Annotated in this window: 17 protein-coding genes and 2 riboswitches; of the genes, 10 read left to right on the forward strand and 7 right to left on the reverse strand. The window is 73.0% G+C overall.

All coding sequences use genetic code 11. The features are described 5' to 3' along the window. Positions 1–39 precede the first annotated feature (39 nt). The 3 genes from ACH9D3_RS06615 to ACH9D3_RS06625 all read right to left on the reverse strand — a co-directional run bounded on the left by ACH9D3_RS06615 (position 40) and on the right by ACH9D3_RS06625 (position 2,920). Positions 40–1,458 carry an NtaA/DmoA family FMN-dependent monooxygenase gene (locus ACH9D3_RS06615; protein ID WP_396410323.1) on the reverse strand — a complete coding sequence of 473 codons (1,419 nt, stop codon included), beginning with the start codon at positions 1,456–1,458 and terminating at the stop codon, positions 40–42. 77 nt (positions 1,459–1,535) lie between these two features. Then, positions 1,536–1,650: riboswitch (SAM riboswitch) on the reverse strand. A 71-nt stretch (positions 1,651–1,721) separates the two neighbouring features. Then, on the reverse strand, positions 1,722–2,186 hold the full coding sequence (locus ACH9D3_RS06620) for a CoA-binding protein (protein ID WP_396410324.1): 465 nt from the start codon (positions 2,184–2,186) through the stop codon (positions 1,722–1,724). A 53-nt stretch (positions 2,187–2,239) separates the two neighbouring features. Further along, positions 2,240–2,920 (reverse strand): maleylpyruvate isomerase N-terminal domain-containing protein, encoded by a 681-nt coding sequence (locus tag ACH9D3_RS06625; protein WP_396410325.1) that lies wholly within the window; start codon positions 2,918–2,920, stop codon positions 2,240–2,242. A 106-nt stretch (positions 2,921–3,026) separates the two neighbouring features. Further along, positions 3,027–3,131: riboswitch (SAM riboswitch) on the forward strand. A 5-nt stretch (positions 3,132–3,136) separates the two neighbouring features. Here ACH9D3_RS06625 and ACH9D3_RS06630 point away from each other — a divergent pair. The 7 genes from ACH9D3_RS06630 (at position 3,137) to ACH9D3_RS06660 (ending at position 11,542) form a co-directional block, all read left to right on the forward strand. Next, complete coding sequence (locus ACH9D3_RS06630) at positions 3,137–3,958, forward strand: ATP-binding cassette domain-containing protein (RefSeq protein WP_396410326.1); 822 nt, start codon at positions 3,137–3,139, stop codon at positions 3,956–3,958. A 102-nt stretch (positions 3,959–4,060) separates the two neighbouring features. Continuing rightward, positions 4,061–5,098, forward strand: coding sequence for an aliphatic sulfonate ABC transporter substrate-binding protein (locus ACH9D3_RS06635; protein WP_396410327.1), 1,038 nt, complete (start codon positions 4,061–4,063; stop codon positions 5,096–5,098). Beyond that, positions 5,095–5,934, forward strand: a complete 840-nt coding sequence (locus tag ACH9D3_RS06640) for an ABC transporter permease (RefSeq protein WP_396398711.1) — start codon at positions 5,095–5,097, stop codon at positions 5,932–5,934. Before ACH9D3_RS06635 ends, ACH9D3_RS06640 begins: the two co-directional genes overlap by 4 nt. A gap of 131 nt (positions 5,935–6,065) precedes the next feature. Next, a complete protein-coding gene (locus ACH9D3_RS06645; protein WP_396410328.1) occupies positions 6,066–8,192 on the forward strand; it encodes an AMP-binding protein in 2,127 nt (708 codons plus the stop codon). A gap of 85 nt (positions 8,193–8,277) precedes the next feature. Next, positions 8,278–9,036, forward strand: a complete 759-nt coding sequence (locus ACH9D3_RS06650; RefSeq protein ID WP_396410329.1) for a succinate dehydrogenase — start codon at positions 8,278–8,280, stop codon at positions 9,034–9,036. Between the two features lie 84 nt (positions 9,037–9,120). Next, the gene (locus tag ACH9D3_RS06655; RefSeq protein ID WP_396410330.1) at positions 9,121–9,843 is read left to right on the forward strand and encodes a 2Fe-2S iron-sulfur cluster-binding protein; all 723 of its coding nucleotides are present in this window, start codon (positions 9,121–9,123) and stop codon (positions 9,841–9,843) included. Between the two features lie 79 nt (positions 9,844–9,922). Further along, positions 9,923–11,542, forward strand: coding sequence for an SLC13 family permease (locus tag ACH9D3_RS06660; RefSeq protein WP_396410331.1), 1,620 nt, complete (start codon positions 9,923–9,925; stop codon positions 11,540–11,542). 63 nt (positions 11,543–11,605) lie between these two features. Here ACH9D3_RS06660 and ACH9D3_RS06665 read toward each other — a convergent pair whose 3' ends face one another. Next, positions 11,606–12,706 carry a tartrate dehydrogenase gene (locus ACH9D3_RS06665; RefSeq protein WP_396410332.1) on the reverse strand — a complete coding sequence of 367 codons (1,101 nt, stop codon included), beginning with the start codon at positions 12,704–12,706 and terminating at the stop codon, positions 11,606–11,608. A gap of 330 nt (positions 12,707–13,036) precedes the next feature. On the opposite strand from ACH9D3_RS06665, the gene ACH9D3_RS06670 reads away from it, so the two are divergent. Beyond that, positions 13,037–14,380 carry an aminotransferase class I/II-fold pyridoxal phosphate-dependent enzyme gene (locus ACH9D3_RS06670; RefSeq protein WP_396410333.1) on the forward strand — a complete coding sequence of 448 codons (1,344 nt, stop codon included), beginning with the start codon at positions 13,037–13,039 and terminating at the stop codon, positions 14,378–14,380. Next, the gene (locus ACH9D3_RS06675; RefSeq protein ID WP_396398718.1) at positions 14,377–14,871 is read left to right on the forward strand and encodes a CoA-binding protein; all 495 of its coding nucleotides are present in this window, start codon (positions 14,377–14,379) and stop codon (positions 14,869–14,871) included. Before ACH9D3_RS06670 ends, ACH9D3_RS06675 begins: the two co-directional genes overlap by 4 nt. A gap of 64 nt (positions 14,872–14,935) precedes the next feature. On the opposite strand, the gene ACH9D3_RS06680 is transcribed toward ACH9D3_RS06675, so the two are convergent. From ACH9D3_RS06680 to ilvD, 3 genes are all read right to left on the reverse strand, one after another. Then, positions 14,936–15,457, reverse strand: a complete 522-nt coding sequence (locus tag ACH9D3_RS06680; protein WP_396410334.1) for an OsmC family protein — start codon at positions 15,455–15,457, stop codon at positions 14,936–14,938. An 81-nt stretch (positions 15,458–15,538) separates the two neighbouring features. Further along, entirely contained in the window at positions 15,539–17,023 is a 1,485-nt protein-coding gene (locus ACH9D3_RS06685) for an amino acid carrier protein (protein WP_396410335.1), read from the reverse strand. A 183-nt stretch (positions 17,024–17,206) separates the two neighbouring features. Beyond that, complete coding sequence (gene ilvD, locus ACH9D3_RS06690) at positions 17,207–19,039, reverse strand: dihydroxy-acid dehydratase (RefSeq protein WP_396410336.1); 1,833 nt, start codon at positions 19,037–19,039, stop codon at positions 17,207–17,209. A 219-nt stretch (positions 19,040–19,258) separates the two neighbouring features. Here ilvD and ACH9D3_RS06695 point away from each other — a divergent pair, with 219 nt between their 5' ends. Further along, complete coding sequence (locus tag ACH9D3_RS06695; RefSeq protein WP_396410337.1) at positions 19,259–20,785, forward strand: FGGY family carbohydrate kinase; 1,527 nt, start codon at positions 19,259–19,261, stop codon at positions 20,783–20,785. Positions 20,786–20,857: the final 72 nt, after the last annotated feature.

Consider the following 20,857-nt stretch of genomic DNA (forward strand, 5'->3'; position numbering starts at 1 on the left):
TCGTCCGTCCGTGACCGCCCCTCCGGGAGCGCGGCGGGGTCAGGGGGCCAGCGCGCGGGCGGGGGTGTCGGCGGCGGAGGGCTTGCCCGCGTAGGCGCCCCGGTGCGCGGCGGCCGGGTGGGTGCCGAGCACCTTGGTCCGGCCCTGGCCGTAGAGGTTCTCGCGCAGCGTGGTGCCCTCGTACCCGGTCCGGTAGCGGCCGCGCTTCTGCAGCTCCGGCACGACCCACTCCACGAAGTCCTCGAACGATCCCGGGGACACGTGGTAGGCGAGGTTGATGCCGTCCAGCCCGCCCTCGTCGATCCAGCGCTCGAGCTCGTCGGCCACCGTCTGCGGGGAGCCGACGATGGGCACGCCCATGCCGCCCATCGAGATGTGCTTCGCGACCTCCTTGACCGTCCACTTCTTGTGGGGGTCGGCGGTGGTGAACGGGGTCAGGAAGGACTGGATGGACTCGGTCTTGATGTACTCCAGGACGTCGTTCTCGTCGTAGCGGCCCAGGTCCACGCCGGACCAGCCGCCCACGAGGCCCAGGGCCCCGTCGGTGTCCGCGTAGCGCTCGTAGTCGCGGCGCTTCTGCTCGGCCTTCGCGTCGGTCTCGTCGACGATCACGTGCAGCATGGCGAAGATCTTGAGGTCGTCACGGCCCCGCCCGTGGGCTTCCGCCTCGTCCCGCAGCTTGTCGGTGACCACGCGGGTGAGGTCGGGTCGGATGCCGCCCACGAACACCGCCTCGGCGTGGCGGCCGGCGAACGCCCGCCCGCGGGAGGACGCACCGGCCTGGAAGATCAGCGGCGTGCGCTGCGGCGAGGGCTCGGTCAGGCCGATGCCCGGGACGTCGAAGTACTTGCCGTGGTGCTGGATGGGGTGCACGAGGGCCGGGTCGGCGAAGACCCCGTTGGCCCGGTCGCGCCGGACGGCGCCGTCCTCCCAGGAGCCCTCCCAGAGCTTGTAGCAGACCTCCATGAACTCCTCGGCGATCTCGTAGCGCTCGTCGTGGGAGATCTGCTCCGTCAGCCCGTGGTTCTCGGCGGCGGACCTGAGGTAGGACGTCACCACGTTGAAGCCCATCCGGCCCCGGGTCAGGTGGTCGAGCGTGGCGAACTTCCGGGCCAGCGGGTACGGCTGCTCGTAGGTGATGGCGCTGGTCACGCCGAAGCCCAGGTGCTTCGTCACGGCCGCCATCGCGGAGATCTGCATGAAGGGGTCGTTGACCGGGATCTGGGTGGCGTCCCTGATCACCGGTGCGGCGGAGTTCTGGTAGACGTCGTAGTACCCGACGACGTCCGCGAGGAACAGGGCGTCGAACAGCCCCCGCTCCAGGAGCTGGGCCACGTCCGTCCAGTACTCGATCGTGTTGTACTCGTCCGCGCGGGAGCGCGGGTGCTTCCACAGGCCGGGGGCCTGGTGGCCCACGCAGGTCATGTCGAACGCGTTCAGGGCGATGCGCTTGCTCAAGGGTGTTCCTCCCGGGTCGATGCCGACCCGCGCCCGTGCGTCGTGGAGACCTGCTCGCGGGTCCGACGCACTCAGGGGCGCCGTACTTGCCACGGAGCGGGTGCACCGCGGCCCGATGTTCATCTGGGGCACCCCGCTACGGGAGAGGGTTGCCGCCCGACCAGCCAGAGCTTCGCGTCGGGACTCGTCATCGTCGTCGCGGAACAGTTTAGCGGCTCTCCCCGCGCCCGGCGCAAGCCGCGTCCCGCCGGGGACGGGGCGGCTCAGGCGGGCGGGAGGAACGGCGGATCCCGGCGGGGGTCGAGGGTCCAGCCCCGCCGGAGCCGGGGCCGGAGCTCGATCAGGGGGCAGGTGTCCATGACCACGTCGAGGCCGGCCCGTTCGGCCCGGGCGGCCGCGTCCTCGTCCACGACGCCGAGCTGCAGCCACACCGCTCCCGCGCCGGCGGCGATGGCCTGGTCCACCACCGCGCCGACGCGCCGGGAGTTGACGAAGCAGTCCACCACGTCGATCGGCCGCGGGACCTCGGCGAGCGTGCGGAAGCCGCGCTCGCCGTGCACCGGCTCGCCCTTCGGGTTCACGGGGACGATCGTCATGCCGAGGTCGTCCCGGAGCCGCCGCGCGACCGAGTGCGCGGTGCGGGCCGTGTTGCCGGTCAGTCCCACGACGGCCCACCGGCCGGGCCGGGTCAGGAGGCGGTCGATGACGGCGGGGTCGTTGCGGCTCATGCCCCCAGCCTGGCACGGGAACCACGTCCCCGCCCCGGGGTAGCGGGGGAGGTTCAGGAGAAGAGGGGCAGGAGGTCGGCGTACGCTCCCAGCTCCGCGCGCTCCGGGGCGGACAGCTCCGCCCGGCCGGTGCCCACGCGGGCGAAGTGCTCGTCGCTCCAGTGCTCGAGCGGCTCCCGCTCCCAGAGGTCGGTGAGGACCCGGCGGACCTCGGCGAGCCCGTCCGCGGCGGGCCCGGGCGAGCCGTCCAGGTGCTGGATCAGGTCCAGGTGGTGCACCGTGGCCTCCACCGCGAGGGTGCTCAGCAGGTCCTCGACGCGCAGCACGTGCCCGTCGGTGCGGACCGCGCCGCCGCTGCCGCGGTGCTCGGCCGCGTGCACGAGCGCCCCGGCGGTCCCGCGGTAGAGCTCGCGCACGGCGTCCCAGTCCGGGAGCATGGAGGCCGCCACCCGGGCCCGGCGCCGGCTCTCGGCGGCCGCCTCCGGGTCCCCGCCCCAGTCCGTCCAGTAGGTCGCGGCGTCCCGGTCCGGGCGGGCGGTCGTGGGCGTGTGCAGGGCGACCAGCCCCCGCAGCCCATCCATCGCACAGTGGTGCACGAGGTCCCGGACCGACCACCCCGTGCACCCGGTCGCGGCCCAGGAGTCGTCGTCGCCGAGGCCGTCGAGGACCGCGCCGAACGCCGTGCAGGCGTCGCGCACCAGGTCGGCTCGGGGCGAGGGATTGCGGCTCGTCATGGGTCCATGGTGGGGCACGGACGGCCCGCGTGCCACCCGGTCCCGCCGTCGCCGCGGAGGGAGCGCATTTGCCAGGGAACACGTCGAGGACGTTCAATGGACCGCGTAACCATCCGGAGCGGCTGAGAGACCTGGCTCGTCGACGTCGCAGCAACCGGCACGGATCCTCCTGATCCCCCGTGCAAGGTGCTAAAGCCAGGACCGATGGAGTTGATCATGAGCACCTCCCTGCTCCGCCCTGCGCCGTCCGGCGCACCGGGCACCCCGAAGCGCGCCTTCTCCGTGGCGTTCGAGCACGTCGGCAAGGCCTTCCCGTCCGGCCGCGAGACCCACCACGTCCTGCAGGACGTGGACGTCACCGCCGGGCCCGGCGAGGTGCTGGCGATCCTGGGGCCGTCGGGGTGCGGGAAGTCCACCCTGCTGCGCGCCGCGGCGGGGCTCGACACCGCCTCCGCGGGCCGGGTGCTCATCGACGGCACGCCCGTGTCCGGGATCGACCCGCGCTGCGCGGTCGCCTTCCAGGAGCCCCGCCTGCTGCCGTGGCGCTCCGTCCGCGAGAACGTCCGCCTGGGCCTGCCCCGTGGGCTCCCCCGCGACGAGGGCAACGCCGAGATCGACGACCTGCTGCGCCTGGTCGGCCTCACCGCGCACGCGGACCACCGCCCCCGTGCGATCTCCGGAGGCATGGCCCAGCGCGCTTCCCTGGCCCGGGCCCTCGCCCGCAACCCCGGCGTCCTCCTGCTCGACGAGCCCTTCGGCGCGCTCGACGCCCTCACCCGCCTCCGGATGCAGGACCTCCTGCTCACGATCCACGAGGCCCAGCCCACGACCGTCCTGCTCGTCACCCACGACGTGGACGAGGCGCTGCAGCTCGCGGACCGGATCGTGGTCCTGGACCGGACCGGCCCCACCGCCCCGGCGTCGATCAGCACGGTGCTCCCGGTGCCCGGGGAGCGCCCCCGGGACCGGTCCTCCGAGGTCCTCGCCGACCTGCGCGTGCAGCTCCTCGGCCACCTCGGCGTCGACACCCACCACTGACGCGACCCGCTGACCCGCCCCCGAACCGCCCCGCCCCGTTCCCCGGACCGCCGCGCCCGCCCGCGCCACCGGCCCCGCCCGTCCACCACGAAAGGCCCCGCCATGCCCCTGCCCCAGCGCTCCGTCCGCACGATCCCCGCTCTCACCGCCGTCCTGGCGCTCGCCCTGACCGGCTGCATGGCCGGTGAGGGCGAGGGCCAGGCGGAGGCCGCCGGCGACGGCACCGTCCGCGTGGACTGGGCCACCTACAACCCGCTCTCCGTCGTGATCAAGGAGAAGGGGTGGCTCGAGGAGGCGTTCTCCGCTGAGGGCGTCGAGGTCGAGTGGGTGCAGTCCGCCGGGTCGAACAAGGCCAACGAGGCGCTGCGCGCCGAGGCGGTCGACATCGGCTCCACCGCGGGCTCCGCGGCGCTGCTGGCCCGCAGCAACGGCACCCCGATCCACGTGATCGACGTCTACTCGCAGCCGGAGTGGTCCGCCCTGGTGACCACGGCGGACAGCGAGGTGCAGGAGGTCGCCGATCTGGCGGGCCGCACCGTGGCCGCGACCAAGGGCACCGACCCCTACTTCTTCCTGCTCCAGGCCCTCGACGAGGCGGGGGTGGACCCGGGGGACGTCACGATCCAGACCCTGCAGCACGCCGACGGCCGCGCCGCCCTCGAGAACGGCCAGGTGGACGCCTGGGCCGGGCTCGACCCGATCATGGCCGCCGCGGAGGAGGACGGCGCCGAGCTGTTCTACCGCAACGTCGACTTCAACACCTACGGCTTCCTGAACGCGCACGAGACCTTCCTCGAGGAGCGGCCCGAGGCCGCCCAGACCGTGGTGGACGTCTACGCCTACGCCCGGGAGTGGGCGCAGGCGAACACCCGGGAGACCGCGCAGCTGCTCTCCGAGGCGGCCGGGATCGAGCTGTCCGTGGCCGAGAAGGTGCTCGAGCGCACCAACCTGGACATCGACCACGTGCCCGGCGACGAGCAGCTCGCGGTCCTCGAGAAGGTGGGTCCGATCTTCGTCGAGTCCGACGACGTGGCCGGCCAGGAGCAGATCGACGAGGCGCTCGCGAGCATCGTGGAGAGCTCCTACGCCGAGAACGCCGACGCCGACCGCGGGGCCGAGCTCGTCGGGGAGCAGGAATGACGCGGCCGCTGCCCCCTGCCGAGGAGGCCGAGCGCACCGACGCCCCGGACGACGCGCCCCCGCCGGCCGCGGAGGCTTCCCGGCGGCGGCCCCTGCTGCGCACCGGGCTGGGCCTGCTCCTGCCCGCGGCGCTGCTGCTGCTGTGGCACGTGCTGTCCACCGCCGGAGTCTTCAGCGCCGTCCAGCTGCCGGCCCCGCTCGCGGTGCTCGAGGCCGGGCTCGGCCTGCTGGCCGGCGGGGACCTGTGGACGCACGTGGGCATCTCGACCCAGCGCGTGCTGATCGGCTTCCTGCTCGGCGCCGGGCTGGGCCTCCTGGCGGGGTCCTTCATCGGCCTCTCCCGCTGGGGCTCCACGCTGGTCGGCCCCACGATCGGGGCCTTCCGGGCCGTGCCCTCGCTGGCGTGGGTGCCGCTGCTGCTGCTGTGGATCGGCCTCGGCGAGGACTCGAAGGTGACGCTGGTGGCCATCGGCGCGTTCTTCCCCGTCTACACCACCGTCTCCGCGGCGCTGCGGCACGTGGACCGCAACCTCATCGAGGCGGCGCGGGCCTTCGGGATCCACGGGCTGCGCCTGCTCACCACGGTGCAGCTGCCGGCGGTCATGCCGTCGGTGATCTCGGGTCTCCGCCTGGCCCTGGCCCAGGCGTGGCTGTTCCTGGTGGCCGCCGAGCTGCTGGGGGCCTCCATGGGCCTGGGCTGGCTGCTCACCGACTCGCAGAACAACGGCCGCACCGACCGCCTGCTCCTGGCGATCGTCCTGCTGGCCGTGCTCGGCAAGCTCTCCGACGCCCTGCTGGGCGTGTTCGAGAAGTGGGCCGTCCGGAAATGGGCGTGACACGTGCGCCTGGCACAGTGGACCCGTCCGCCCGAGCAGGAACCGCGCAGACCGGAGCCGGGCAGACAGGTTTCGCGCAGACAGATTTCGCGCAGACAGATTTCGCGCCGGCAGGAAAGGACCGCAGCACCGTGAGCCACAGCTGGAGCGACCCGCACTCCCCCGTCCCGAACCCCGCGCGCGTCTCGGACGAGGCCCGGATCGCGTTCTGGGAGAACCAGGCCTCCCGCCTGGACTGGGCCGAGCCGTGGACCACGGCCCACCGCTTCGCGGCGCCGCGGCGGATCGGCAAGGACGCCGACGGCAGCCCCACCTGGTCGGTCCCGGAGCTCGCGTGGTTCGAGGGCGGGAAGCTCAACGTGGCGCACAACTGCGTGGACCGCCACGTCGAGGCCGGCCGCGGCGCCCACGTGGCCCTGTACTTCGAGGGGGAGCCCGGCGACCGCCTAGTCTACACCTACGCGGACCTGCAGCGGGAGGTCTCCCGGGCGGCCAACGCCCTGCTCGCGCTGGGCGTGGAGCAGGGCGACCGGGTGGTGATCTATCTTCCCGTCATCCCGGAAACCGTGATCATCACCCTGGCCTGCGCCCGCATCGGTGCGGTGCACTCGCTGGTCTTCGGGGGCTTCTCCGCCGAGGCGCTGCGGTTCCGGGTGGAGGACACCGGCGCGAAGGTCCTCGTGACCACGGACGGGCAGCACCGGCGCGGGGCCGTGGTTCCCGTCAAGGCCGTCGCGGACGAGGCCTGCGGCGGCGACAACGCGGTCGAACACGTCGTCGTCGTGCGCCGCACCTCGCGGCCGGGCCGCACGGACCTGCCGCGGGGCACCCGGGGCACGCACTCCAAGGACGAGGACGCGGTCCCGTGGACGCGCGGGCGCGACGTGTGGTGGCACGAGCTGATCGCCGAGCAGTCCGACGTGCACGAGCCCGAGGCGTTCGACGCCGAGACGCCGCTGTTCATCATCTACACCTCCGGGACCACCGGGAGGCCCAAGGGCCTGGTGCACACGATGGGCGGCTACCTCGTGCAGACCGCGTACACGCACGCCCTGCTGTTCGACCTCCTACCGGACGTGCTCGACGACGGGGGGCGGCTGCGCCCGGACGAGCTGTCCACCCGCAACGACCCGGCCAAGGTGGACTCGACCGTGCACTGGTGCACGGCCGACCTCGCGTGGGTCACCGCGCACACCTACGAGATCTACGGCCCGCTGGTCAACGGCGTGTCCGAGGTGATCTACGAGGGGACCCCGAACACCCCGCACTGGGGCCGGCACTTCGAGGTCGTCGAGCGCTACGGGGTCACCACCTACTACACGGCGCCCACGCTGATCCGCTCCCTCATGGGCGCGTTCCCGAAGGGCGTCCCGCAGATCTACAACCTGAACTCGGTCCGGCTGCTCGGCTCCGTGGGCGAGTCCATCAACCCGGAGGCCTGGCGCTGGCTGCGCACCCAGGTGGGCCGGGACGAGGTCCCGTTCGTGGACACGTGGTGGCAGTCCGAGACCGGTGCCGCGGTGATGTCCCCGCGCCCGCACGACCCGCAGTTCGCGCCCCCGGGGACCTTCGACGACGGAGCCCCGCGCACCGCGCCCAAGCCCGGCTGCGCGACCCGCGCCGTCCCGGGGATCTCGACCCGCGTGGTCGACGAGGCCGGCCGGACCGTGCCGCCCGGGGTGCAGGGCTTCGTGGTGGTGGACCGGACCGGTCCGGCGATGGCCCGCACCGTGTGGGGCGATCCGCAGCGCTACCTCACCTCCTACTGGCAGGCCTACGCGGAGCAGGGCTGGTTCCTGGCCGGGGACGGCGCCCGCTACGACGAGGACGGGGACATCCACATCCTCGGGCGGATCGACGACGTCATCAACGTCTCCGGGCACCGGCTGTCCACCATCGAGATCGAGTCGGCGCTCGTCACCCACCCGTGGGTCGTGGAGGCCGGTGCGGCGCCCGTGCGCGACGACCTGACCGGGCACGCGGTCCTGGCCTACGTCGTGCTGACCCCCGAGGGCGGGCGGGTCCCGGAGGAGGCGCTGACCGCGGCGCTGCGCGAGCACGTGGCGCACCAGATCGGGCCGATCGCGAGGCCCCGGGCCGTCGTGGCCGTCCCGGACCTGCCGAAGACGCGGTCCGGGAAGATCACCCGGCGCCTGCTCGCGCAGCTGTGGGAGGGCGCCCCGCTCGGCGACCGCTCCTCGCTGCAGAACGAGGAGTCGCTCGAGCACATCGCCGAGGTCCTGGCCGCGCGGCGGTAGCCCCCGGCACCGCCGCGGGACGGCCCCCGGCTCCTTCCGCAAGGACGTTGAGCCATGTGACGTCCCAGCCCGCACCGCCCCTAGGATGAATGCCGTGAACGTTCCCCCCCGTCCCGCCGGCGCCGCCCGCTCCGCGCCCGCCCGGCTGCTGCCCGAGGTGCCGAACACCGACCTCAAGCTCGCGATGGCCGGTTCCGGCGCCCTGTTCTCGGCCTACGTGCTGGTGCACATGCTCGGGAACCTGAAGGTCTACCAGGGCGCGGAGAAGTTCGACGCCTATGCCGAGTTCCTCCGCACGGCCGGCGCCCCCGTGCTGCCGCGCGGGACCGTGCTCTGGACGGCCCGCGGGGTGCTCGCCGCCGGCCTGGTCGTCCACGTGGGCGCCGCCGCGGTGCTCACCGCACGGTCCTGGACGGCGAACGGGACGCTGCTGCCGCGCACCGGCCGGCGCCCGCGGGGACGCCGTCGCAGCCCCTGGCAGGTGGCGAAGCGCTCGATGCGCAGCACGGGCGGCGTGCTCGGGCTGTTCACCCTCTTCCACGTCCTCGACCTGACCCTGGGCGCCCGGCCCGCCGCGGCCCCGGGCTTCGCGCACGGCAGCGCCTACGGCAACCTCGTGGCCAGTCTCTCCCGCCCGCCGGTGGCGGCCGCCTACGCCGTGTCCATGGCGGCCCTGGCGGCCCACCTGGTGCACGGGATCCCGGAGATCGCGAACGACGTCGGCGCGGCCGGCGACCGGGACGTCCAGCGGCGGCTGCGGATCGTGGCGAACGCCCTCGGCGCCACGGTGGCCGCCGGCAACACCACGATCCCGGTGGCCGTCCTGACCCGCGCGGTCCGCTGACCCCGCGGCCGTCCCCCTTTTCCGCCCAGACGACAAGTTCCTTCCAGACGACAAGTTCCCCCCAGACGACAAGGACCCGAGCGAGTGAGCACCTTCTCCCTGACCGTGGACGTGTGGCGCCAGCCCGCCCCGGACGAGCCCGGGCGCTTCACGGTCCACGTCGTCCCGGACGCGCACCCGGAGATGACCGTGCTCGAGCTCCTCGACCGGATCAACGCGCAGCTGGAGGCCGACGGCGAGGAGCCGGTCGTCTTCGACGACGGCTGCCGCGAGGGCGTCTGCGGCAAGTGCGGCGTGACGGTCGACGGTGTGGCGCACGGGCCCGAGCGCAACGCCGCGAGCTGCATGCAGCACCTGGGGGCCTACCGGGACGGGGACCGGGTGCGCATCGAACCGCTGCGGGCGGCGTCCTTCCCGGTCAAGCAGGACCTCTCCGTGGACAAGAAGGCGCTGCGCCTGGTGGCGAAGGCCGGCAAGTTCCCGGTCGCGATGAAGGCCCTGGCCAACGGCGGCTGCATCAGCTGCGGGGCGTGCGTCGCGTCCTGCCCCAACGGGTCCGGCCAGCTGTTCGTGGGCACGATGCTGCGGGAGCTCCCGCCGCTGGCCAAGAACGACGACGAGCGCCGGGAGCGCTCCGCGAAGGTGATCGACGCGTCCGAGGAGCAGTTCGGGCCCTGCTCCCTGCTCGGCGACTGCGTGGAGGTCTGCCCTGCCGGGCTGCCGATCGAGAACCTCTCCGCGGTGGCGCAGGAGAATCTGCGCAACCGCTTCCCCCCGCGGTCCCGCGTGACGAAGACGCACGGGTAGGACTCGGCGCGGCGTTTGCCGCGCCCGGCCACCCCTGCTAGCTTCACAGCACATCCCGAGCACCTGTGAGGTGGATCCCATGAACGAGCACTCCGGCAGCATCGTCCCCGAACAGGGCGAGTTCGACCACGAACCGGAGGACCGCGACCCTGCTCGCGCCCCCGGGAGGACCTGGCTGTTCCGGGGTCTGGGGGTGCTGCTGGCCCTGGTGGTGTGGTTCCTGCTGGGCGGGGCCGACGTCTCGGCCGACGCCCGGGTGGTGGCCGGGGTGGCGACCCTGATGGCCGTGTGGTGGATGACGGAGTCCATGCCGTTGTCGGTGACCTCCCTGCTGCCGATCGTGCTGTTCCCGGTGCTCACCGCCCTGGAGGTCTCCGAGGTCACCGCCCCGTACGCGAACCCGATCGTGTTCCTGTTCCTGGGCGGGTTCCTGATCGCGATCGCGATGCAGAAGTGGAACCTGCACCGGCGGATCGCGCTGCTGACCCTGCGCCGGGTCGGCACCCACCCCCGGCAGATCATCCTCGGGATGATGATCGCCACCGCGTTCCTGTCGATGTGGGTCTCCAACACCGCGACCACCCTGATGATGCTCCCGATCGGGCTGTCCGTGCTGACCCTGGTCGTGGAGAACTCCAAGCAGGCCGGGTCCCGGGCCGAGACCGAGGCGATGACCGAGGAGATCCGCTCCGGGAAGGCCATCAGCGACGTGATCGACGACCGCGACGTGCGGATCTTCGGGGTCGCCCTGGTCCTGTCCATCGCCTGGGCGGCGACCATCGGCGGGCTGGGCACCCTGCTGGGCTCCCCGCCCAACGCGATCGTGGCCGGCTACATCAGCGAGGAACTGGGCCAGACCGTGGGCTTCGCCCAGTGGATGATGCTCGGGGTCCCGATCGTGGTGGTGTTCATCGGACTGGCCTGGCTGCTGCTCACCCGGGTGCTGTTCCGCTTCCACCTCGAGGAGGTCCCCGGGGGCAAGGAACTGATCAACGAGGAGATCGCCGAGCTGGGCCCGATGAGCCAGGGCGAGAAGATCGTGCTGGCCGTGTTCGTCACCGCGGCGTTCTTCTGGATCGTGCCCGGGCTGCTGTCCGGGATCGGGACCATCGGCGAGCAGCTGCCCTGGCTGAGCCTGTTCGACGACACCGTCATCGCCATCGGCGCCGGGGTGCTGCTGTTCCTGATCCCCGGGGACAAGCGCGGAAACATGACCCTGGAGTGGAAGGACGCCGAGGAAGGCCTGCCCTGGGGGGTGCTGCTGCTCTTCGGCGGCGGCCTGTCCCTGGCCGCCGCCGTGGCCGGCACCGGCCTGGACGCCTGGTTCGGCGCCCAGGTCACCGGTCTCGGGGCGCTGCCGATCATCCTGCTGCTGGCCGCTGTGGTCACGATCGTGCTGCTGCTGACCGAGATCACCTCCAACACCGCCACCGCCGCGACCTTCATCCCGATCCTCGGCGGGGTCGCGGTGGGCATCGGGGTCGATCCCATGACCCTGCTCATCCCCGCCGCCCTGGCCGCCACCTGCGCGTTCATGCTCCCGGTCGGGACCCCGCCCAACGCGATCGTCTACGCCACCGGCCAGGTCAAGATCGCCGAGATGGTCCGCGGCGGGGCCGTGCTCAACGTCGTCGGCATCATCCTCATCACCCTCTTCACCGTCCTCATCGGCCCCTTCGCCCTCGGCCTCGTCATCTGACCCCAGCACGCATGCGCAGGGGCCCGTGGCGCGCCACGGGCCCCTGCGCATGCCGCCGGTCCCCTACGGGGCGGCGGTGCACCGGGCGAGCACGGCCTGGGTGAACTCCTCGGTGCTCGCGGTCCCGCCGAGGTCCCCGGTGCGGGTGCCGTCGGCGAGAGCCTGTTCGAAGGCGGACTCCAGGTGCCGGGCCGCCGCGGCCTCCCCGAGGTGGTCCAGCATCATGGCGGCCGCCCACATGGTGCCCACGGGATTGGCGACGCCCCGGCCGGCTATGTCCGGCGCGGAGCCGTGCACCGGCTCGAACATGGACGGGTGGGTCTTCTCGGGGTTGAGGTTCGCGCTGGGGGCGACACCGATCGACCCGGCGGCCCCGGCCGCGAGGTCGGAGAGGATGTCGCCGAAGAGGTTGGAGGCGACGATCACGTCGAGGCTCTGCGGCTTGAGCACCATGCGGGCGGCCAGCGCGTCGATGAGCACCTTCTCGACCGTCACGCCCGGGTGCTCGGAGACCGTGGCCTCCACGACCTCGTCCCAGAACGGCATGGTGTGGATGATCCCGTTGGACTTCGTGGCCGAGACCAGCCGGCCCGAGCGGCGCTGGGCCAGCTCCGCGGCGAAGCGGGCGATCCGGGCCACGCCGGCGCGGGTGAACACCGACTCCTGGACGGCCATCTCCTCGGGCCGGCCGCGGTAGAGCCGGCCGCCGACCTCCGAGTACTCGCCCTCGATGTTCTCGCGGACCACCACGAGGTCCAGCTCGTCGATCCCGCGCAGCGGCGAGGTCACCCCGGGCAGGATCCGGATCGGCCGCAGGTTGACGTACTGGAAGAACTCCCGGCGGATCGGGATCAGCAGCCCCCACAGGGTCACCTCGTCGGGGATGTCGGGCGCGCCGACCGCCCCGAGCAGGATCCCGTCGCCGGAGGCGAGCTGTTCGATGCCGTCGGCCGGCATCATCCGGGAGTGGGCCCGGTAGTGGTCGGACCCCCAGTCCCGCTCGCGCCAGTCGACGGTGAAGCCGTGCACCGGCGCCAGTGCGTCGACGCAGCGCAGCGCGGCGGGCATGACCTCCCGGCCGATGCCGTCGCCGGCGATGACGTCGATCGTGTAGTGCCGGGTCTCCGGCACGGGGGTCGTCACAGGGGTCACAGGGGTGGTCACGGGATCCTCCGCAGCGTCGTCGGTGCAGTGCAGGCGGGTGCCTTCCACGCATGGCGCAGATCCTAGCGGTCGTCCGCTCCCGTCACGGACGGGACGGGAGCGGCCGCGGGCCCGGTTGGCACGCGGCGGTCCCGGGCAGCACAATGGGGACAGCCATCCCGAGCGGCCGAGAGACCTGGATCGACGACGCCGCAGCACCCCTGGTCGACGTCGCAGACCGCACGGTGCTGCCGCCAGGACCGACGGAGCAGCGCACCCCCGGCCCGCTCGCCCGGGGTCGTCTCCGCACGGGACCGTCCAGCGGCACCACTCGCACGAGGAGTTCTTCCCATGGCCGACCACCAGTTCGGGTTCCGCACCCGCGCCCTGCACGCCGGGGGCACCCCCGACGCCGAGCACGGCGCCCGCGCGGTGCCGATCTACCAGAGCACCTCGTTCGTCTTCAAGGACGCCGACGACGCCGCCAACCTGTTCGCCCTGCAAAAGTACGGCAACATCTACTCGCGCATCGGCAACCCGACCGTCGCGGCGTTCGAGGAGCGCATCGCCTCGCTCGAGGGCGGGATCGGCGCCGTGGCCACCGCCTCCGGCATGTCCGCGGAGTTCCTCGTGTTCGCCGCGCTCGCCCAGGCCGGGGAGCACATCGTGGCGTCCGCCCAGCTCTACGGGGGGACGGTCACCCAGCTGGACGTCACCCTCCGCCGCTTCGGGATCGAGACCACGTTCGTGCCGGGCACCGACCCCGCCGACTACCGGGCCGCCGTGCGCCCGGGGACCAAGGCGGTCTACACGGAGGTCGTGGCCAACCCGTCCGGGGAGATCGCCGACCTGGAGGGCCTCGCCGCGGTCGCGCACGAGGCCGGCGTCCCCCTGGTCGTCGACTCCACCATGACCCCGCCGTACCTGATCCGCCCGTTCGAGCACGGCGCGGACATCGTCATCCACTCCGCCACCAAGTTCCTGGGCGGCCACGGCACCACGCTGGGCGGCGTCGTCGTCGAGTCCGGCCGCTTCGACTGGGCGAACGGCAACTTCCCGTCCATGACGGAGCCGGTGCCGACGTACAACGACGTGACCTGGTGGGGGAACTTCGGGGAGTACGGGTTCCTGACCAGGCTGCGCACCGAGCAGCTGCGGGACATCGGCCCCGCCCTGGCGCCCCAGTCCGCGTGGAACCTGCTCCAGGGCGTCGAGACGCTGCCGCAGCGCATGGACGCGCACCTGGCCAACGCACGGGTCGTGGCGCGGTGGCTGGAGGAGGACCCGCGCGTGTCCTACGTCAACTGGGCGGGGCTGCCGAGCCACCCCCACCACGACCGGGCGCAGAAGTACCTGCCCCTCGGCCCGGGCGCCGTGTTCGCGTTCGGGGTCTCCGCCACGGAGCAGCTCGGCGGGCGGGAGGTCGGCGCCCGCTTCATCGAGCGCCTGCAGCTGGCCAGCCACCTCGCCAACATCGGCGACGCCCGCACCCTCGTCCTGCACCCGGCCTCGACCACCCACCAGCAGCTGAGCCCCGAGCAGCTGCGGGGGGCCGGGGTGCGGGAGGACCTCATCCGCCTGTCGGTGGGGCTCGAGGACGTCGAGGACATCCTCTGGGACCTGGACCAGGCTCTCACCGCGGCGACCGGGCACGCCCGGGAGTCCGCCCCGACCGCCGAAGGAGTGCTCCGATGACCACCGAGACCCGCACCTGGCAGGGCCCGAGCGCGCCCGAGCGGCTGGGCATCCTGCACGGCACCGAGTCCATCGCCATCGTGGGCGCCTCCGACAAGCCGTCCCGCGCCTCGTACTTCGTCTCCACCTACCTCCTGTCCTCCTCGCCGTACCGGGTGTACTTCGTCAACCCGGTGCTGCGGGAGATCATGGGCCGGCCCGTCTACCCGTCCCTCGCGGACCTGCCGGAGACCCCGGACATGGTGGACGCCTTCCGGCGCCACGACGACCTCCCCGACGTGGCCCGCGACGCCGTGGCCGTCGGGGCGAGGACGCTGTGGCTGCAGCTGGGCTCCTGGCACGAGGAGGCCGCCCGGATCGCCGAGGAGGGCGGGCTCGACGTGGTCATGGACCGCTGCGTGAAGATCGAGCACGCCCGGTTCCACGGCGGGCTCCACCTGGCCGGCTTCAACACCGGGGTGATCTCGGCGAAGCGGCAGGTCCTGTCCTGACCCGAGGCACGGCCCCGGGAGCTCGAGGCGTCCGGGGCCGTGCCGCCTCCCGAGGGGCGGGGCGCTACGCGCGCTCGAGGACGAACCGCACGTCGGCCTTGAGGCTCTGGCTGACCACGCAGTACCGCTCCGTGGCCCGGGCGAGGCGCTCCAGGGCGCCGTCGTCGAGGTCCGCGTCCACGCGGGCGGTCACGACGACGTCCTGGACCCCCACGGGCACGGTCCGGTCGACACCCAGGGTGCCGCGGGCGTCGAACATGCCGTCGGCGCTCAGTTCGGCCGAGCGCACCTCCACGCCCATGGCGGTGGCGACGCTGCGCAGGGTCACCCCGGCGCAGGCCAGGAGCGCGTCGAGGAGCATGTCCCCGGAGCAGGCGTCGCTGCCGTTCCCGCCGGTGGCGGCGTGCGGGCCGCCCCGCACGGGGCCCGCCCAGGTGTCGACCGTGCAGGTCAGCCCGGGGTCCCGGAAGTCGCCGTGGGAGTGCAGGGGCGTGCGGGCCGCCGCGGGGTCCTCCCGGTAGCGGTCCTTGAGGGGAGCCTGGAGCTGCCGGAGTTCCGTGGCCGTCATCTGGGTTCGAGATTCCATGCTGTCACTGTAGGGCGTCCGGTGCGGGCGGCACCACGCGGGGCGCCCGCACCGCCCGCACGGCGCCCGCGCCGGGCGGATTCAGCGGGTCCGCGCGAGCTTCTGCGGCTGCTCGTCCCAGTAGGCGCGGGTGGTCACCACGTCGGTGCCGTCCCAGGCGCCGAGCCCGGACAGGCCGGGGACGTCCCCGCTGTGGAAGATCGGCTCGACGCCCTGCTCGCGCTGGGCCTCGTAGTTCTTGAGCACCCGCACGGCCACCCCGGCGAGCAGGACCAGGGCGACGAGGTTGATCGTGGCCATGACCGCCATGAAGAGGTCGGCCAGGGACCAGACCAGGTCCAGGGCCAGCACGGCGCCGGCGAAGACGAACACCAGCACGAGCGCCCGGTAGGCGGCCATGGCCGCGGCGGAGCCGGTGAGGAAGCGGATGTTGGACTCGCCGTAGTAGTAGTTGCCGATCACGGAGGTGAACGCGAACAGGAAGATCGCCACGGTCAGGAAGTGCACCGCCCAGTCGCCCAGCTGCAGGGCCAGCGCGGACTGGGTGAGGGACGCCCCCTCCCGGCCGCCGAACTCGGGGTCGGAGAGGAGCACGATGAACGCGGTGATCGAGCAGATGAGCCAGGTGTCGAAGTACACGCCGAGCGCCTGCAGGAAGCCCTGCTTGGCGGGGTGGGACACGGACGCGGTGGCCCCGGCGTTGGGCGCCGAGCCCATGCCGGCCTCGTTGGAGAACAGGCCGCGCTTCATGCCCTGGATGATGACGCCGATCAGCCCTCCGGTGACGAACTCGCGGATGCCGAAGGCACCACCGAGGATCTGGCCGAGCACCGCGGGGATCTCGCCGACGTTGAGCACGACCACGAGCAGGCCCAGCAGGATGTAGAGCACCGCCATGACGGGCACGACGATCTCCGAGACCGCGGAGATCCGCCGGATGCCCCCGAAGATGATCGCGGCGGTCAACCCGGCGAGCACGGCGCCGACCAGGATCCGGAACCACAGGGCCTCCGCCGCGGCGATGTCCACGCCGAGCGAGCCGCCCAGGGCGTCCACGATCGAGTTGGACTGCACGGAGTTGAACACGAACCCGTAGGTCAGGGTGATGACGACCGCGAAGAGCAGCCCCATCCAGCGCGCGCCGATGCCGCGCTCCATGTAGTACGCGGGCCCGCCCACGTAGCCGGTGGGCGCCTTGACCTTGTACAGCTGGCCCAGCAGGGACTCGGTGAACGCGCTCGCGGCGCCGATGCCGGCGATGACCCACATCCAGAACACGGCGCCCGGACCGCCCAGGCTGATGGCGATCGCGACGCCGGCGATGTTGCCGGTGCCCACGCGGGACGCCGCGGAGACGGTGAAGGCCCGGAACGCGGAGATGCCCTGCTTGCCGTCCTCGGCCAGGCCGGGCTTGTCGCCCAGCACCCGGAACATCTCCGGGACCAGCCGCAGCTGCACCACTCCGGTGCGGACGGTGAGGTACAGGCCCACCCCGATGAGGATGGCGAAGACCACGTTCCACACCCAGCCGCCGAGGGTGCCCACGAGGTCGGTGACGAGTTCCATTGCAGCTCCGAACTGTGACGGACGCGGGTCCCCGGCGTGGGGTCTGCGGGGCCCGCGTGAACGACCGGGCGCAGCGGTTGCGCGCCCTGACGGAACTGTAGTGGAGGCGGCCCGCGGCGACCGGACGGTGCGCGGTCGCCGCCGGCCGCAGCCCCGCGGAAGGTGCGGGAGGGGCGCAGCCGGTCAGACGACGCGCACGGCGCCCTTGTCCGCGGAGGTGACCATCGAGGCGTAGGCGCGCAGGGCCTTGGAGACCTGGCGCTCGCGCGGCTTCGTGGGGTACCACGGCGCCGCGCCCCTGGCCCGGCGGCGGGCGGCGAGGGTGGCGTCGTCCACGTCCACGCGCAGCACGCGGCGGGCGACGTCGATCTCGATCCCGTCGCCGGTCTCGATGAGGCCCACGGCGCCGCCGGCGGCGGCCTCCGGGGAGATGTGCCCGATCGACAGGCCGGAGGTGCCGCCGGAGAAGCGGCCGTCGGTGATGAGCGCGCACTCCCGGCCGAGGCCGAGGCCCTTGAGGTAGGAGGTCGGGTAGAGCATCTCCTGCATCCCGGGGCCGCCCTTGGGCCCCTCGTGGGTGATGACCACGATGTCACCGGGCCGCACGTTCTTGGAGAGGATCTCGAACACGGCCTCGTCCTGGGACTCGACCACGAACGCCGTGCCCACGAAGTGGAACAGCTCCTCGTCGATGCCGGCGGTCTTGATGACCGCCCCGTCCTCGGCGATGTTGCCGTAGAGGATCGCCAGTCCGCCGTCCCGGGTGTAGGCGTGCGCCACGGACCGGATGCAGCCGTCCTCGCCGTCGAGGTCCAGGGACTCGAACCGGTTGGCCGTGGAGAACGCCTGCGTCGTGCGCACGCCGCCGGGGGCGGCCAGGAACAGCTCCTGCGCCCGCGCGGAGGCCGTGCCGCTGCGGACGTCCCACTCGTCGAGCCACGAGGCCAGGTCGGGCGCGTGCACGGTGTGCACGTCCTCGTTGAGCAGCCCGGCGCGGCGCAGCTCGCCGAGGATCGCGGGGATGCCGCCGGCGCGGTGCACGTGCTCGATGTGGAAGCGGGTGGAGTTCGGCGCCACCTTGCACAGGCAGGGCACCCGGCGGGACAGGGCGTCGATGTCCGGGAGGGCGAAGTCGATCTCGCCCTCCCGGGCGGCGGCGAGGATGTGCAGGATCGTATTGGTGGACCCGCCCATGGCGATGTCGAGGGCCATGGCGTTCTCGAACGCGGCCCTGGTGGCGATGTTGCGCGGCAGCACGGACTCGTCGTCCTGGTCGTAGTACCGGCGGCACAGGTCCACCACCCGTCGGCCGGCCTCGAGGAAGAGCTCCTTGCGGGCCACCTGGGTGGCGAGCGTGGTGCCGTTGCCGGGCAGGGACAGGCCGAGCGCCTCGGTGAGGCAGTTCATCGAGTTGGCGGTGAACATGCCGGAGCAGGATCCGCAGGTGGGGCAGGCGTTGCGCTCGATCTGGCCCAGCTGCTCGTCGGTGACGGACTCGTCGACGGCCTTGGACATCGCGTCCACCAGGTCCAGCCGGTGCTCCACGACGCCCTCGACGGGCTCGCCGGACTCCATGGGCCCCCCGGAGACGAAGACCACGGGGATGTTCAGCCGCAGCGCGGCCAGCAGCATGCCGGGGGTGATCTTGTCGCAGTTGGAGATGCAGACCAGGGCGTCGGCCCGGTGCGCGTTGACCATGTACTCCACGGAGTCCGCGATGATGTCGCGGGAGGGCAGGGAGTAGAGCATGCCGTCGTGGCCCATCGCGATGCCGTCGTCGACCGCGATGGTGTTGAACTCCTTGGCCACGCCGCCGGCCTCCCGGACCGCGGAGGCCACGAGGTCGCCCATGTCCTTGAGGTGCACGTGACCCGGGACGAACTGCGTGTAGGAGTTCGCGATCGCGACGATCGGCTTCCCGAAGTCGTCGTCGCCCATGCCGGTGGCGCGCCACAGGGCGCGGGCGCCGGCCATGTTGCGGCCGTGGGTCGAGGTGCGGGAGCGGAGGTGGGGCATGACGGTGCGGTGTCTCCTGGGTCGAGGGATTCCGGTGGCGGGACGGTCGGCGCACGGGGGCGGAGCACCCGGGGCCGGCCGTCGGCGATCCGCCGTCCAGAATACGCTTCGCAGCCGCAACGTCCTGACGGGCGGACGGGCGTCTCACGATGTGGCCGGACGAGCCCACCGTCCTCCTACACTGGGGCCAACTGCGCATCCCTCAGGAGGAGCCGACCCATGAGCGACCACCCGACGCCCCCACGGCCGGACGACGGCGCCGACTTCAGCGTGGAGCTGGAGGACGCGGCGGACCCGCTCGTGATGGCCCTCGACGTCGGCTCCACGGGGAGCCGCGGCGGCCTGCACGACGCCACGGGCACCCCGGTGCGGGGCTACCGGCACAAGATCGAGCACGAGTTCACGACGGCGTCGGACGGGACGTCCGTGATCGACCCCGACCAGGTGACGGACGAGCTCGCGGCGATCCTCGACCTCGTCCTGGCCGACCCCGCGCTGACCGGGAGGGTGGCGGGCGTCGCCCTGGACACCTTCGCGTCCTCGCTCGTGGGGGTCGGGGCCGACGGCGAGCCGGTCACCACGTGCTTCACCTACGCCGACTCGCGGTGCGCCGAGCAGCTGGCCGGGCTGCGCGAGGAGCTCGACGAGCCCTCGACCCTGCAGCGCACCGGCGCCCGTCTGCACACGTCGTACCTGGCCCCGCGCCTGCGGTGGCTGCGGGAGACGGACCCGGACGCGTGGGAGCGGGCACGGCGCTGGATGTCCCTGGGCGAGTACGTGCACCTGCGCCTGCTGGGCACCGCGCGCGCCGGGACCGCCACCGCCGCGTGGACCGGGATGCTGGACCGCCGCACGGGCCAGTGGGACGAGCCCCTGCTCCTGGCCTGCGGTCTGGACGCCGAGCACTTCAACCCCCTCGCCGATCCGCACGAGCCGATCCCGGACGTCGCCGCCTCCGTGACCGAGCGGTGGCCCGTCCTCGAGGGCGCGGCCTGGTTCGCCCCGGTGGCCGACGGGCTGAGCGCCAACCTGGGCACCGGCGGCGCCGACGCCTCGACGATGGTGGTCTCCACCGCCACCTCGGGGGCCGCGCGCGTGCTGCTGCACCGGATCCCGGAGCGGGTGCCGCCCGGGCTGTGGTGCTACCGCGTGGACGAAGGGCGGTGCCTGCTGGGCGGCGCCCTCAACGACGTCGGCCGGGCGATCAGCTGGCTCGAGAGCACGGTGGCCCTGCCGGAGGACACGACGCTCTCGGACGTCGCCGCCGCCGAGGTGGCCGAGGGCACTCCCGTGGTGCTGCCGTTCTTCACCGGCGAGCGCTCGACCGGCTGGGCCGGCGGCGCCCGCGCCGTGCTCGCCGGCGTCTCCGCCGCGAGCACCGGTGCCGACCTCGCCCGCGGGGTGCTCGAGGGCGTCGCCGTCTCCTACGCCCGGGTGGCCGACCAGCTCGAGGACGTCGCCGGCGGCGTGGAGCAGGTGCTCGCCTCCGGCAGCGCGTCGCAGGACGTCCCCGAGCTGCTCCAGCTCCTGGCCGACGCCCTCGGGAAACCGGTGGCACGGGCCGAGTTCAAGCGGGCGACGCTGCGCGGCACCGCCCTGCTCGCCCTGGAGACCCTCGCCCCGGACGTGGAGCGGGCCCGCCCGCCCTGTGGTCCGGCGCACGAGCCCTCGCCCGGGAGCGCGGAGCACTACCGCGCCGTCCGCGACCGCTTCGAGGAGCTGTACGGCGCGGTCGTCGGCTCCTGACCCGGTCGGTGCGCACCGCGCCCCCCGACCGGGCCGCTCGCTCCTCCCGACGCCGAGGCCGCGGGCGCACGC

It is taken from the genome of Kocuria kalidii, assembly GCF_044462225.1.
Taxonomy (GTDB): domain Bacteria; phylum Actinomycetota; class Actinomycetes; order Actinomycetales; family Micrococcaceae; genus Kocuria; species Kocuria kalidii.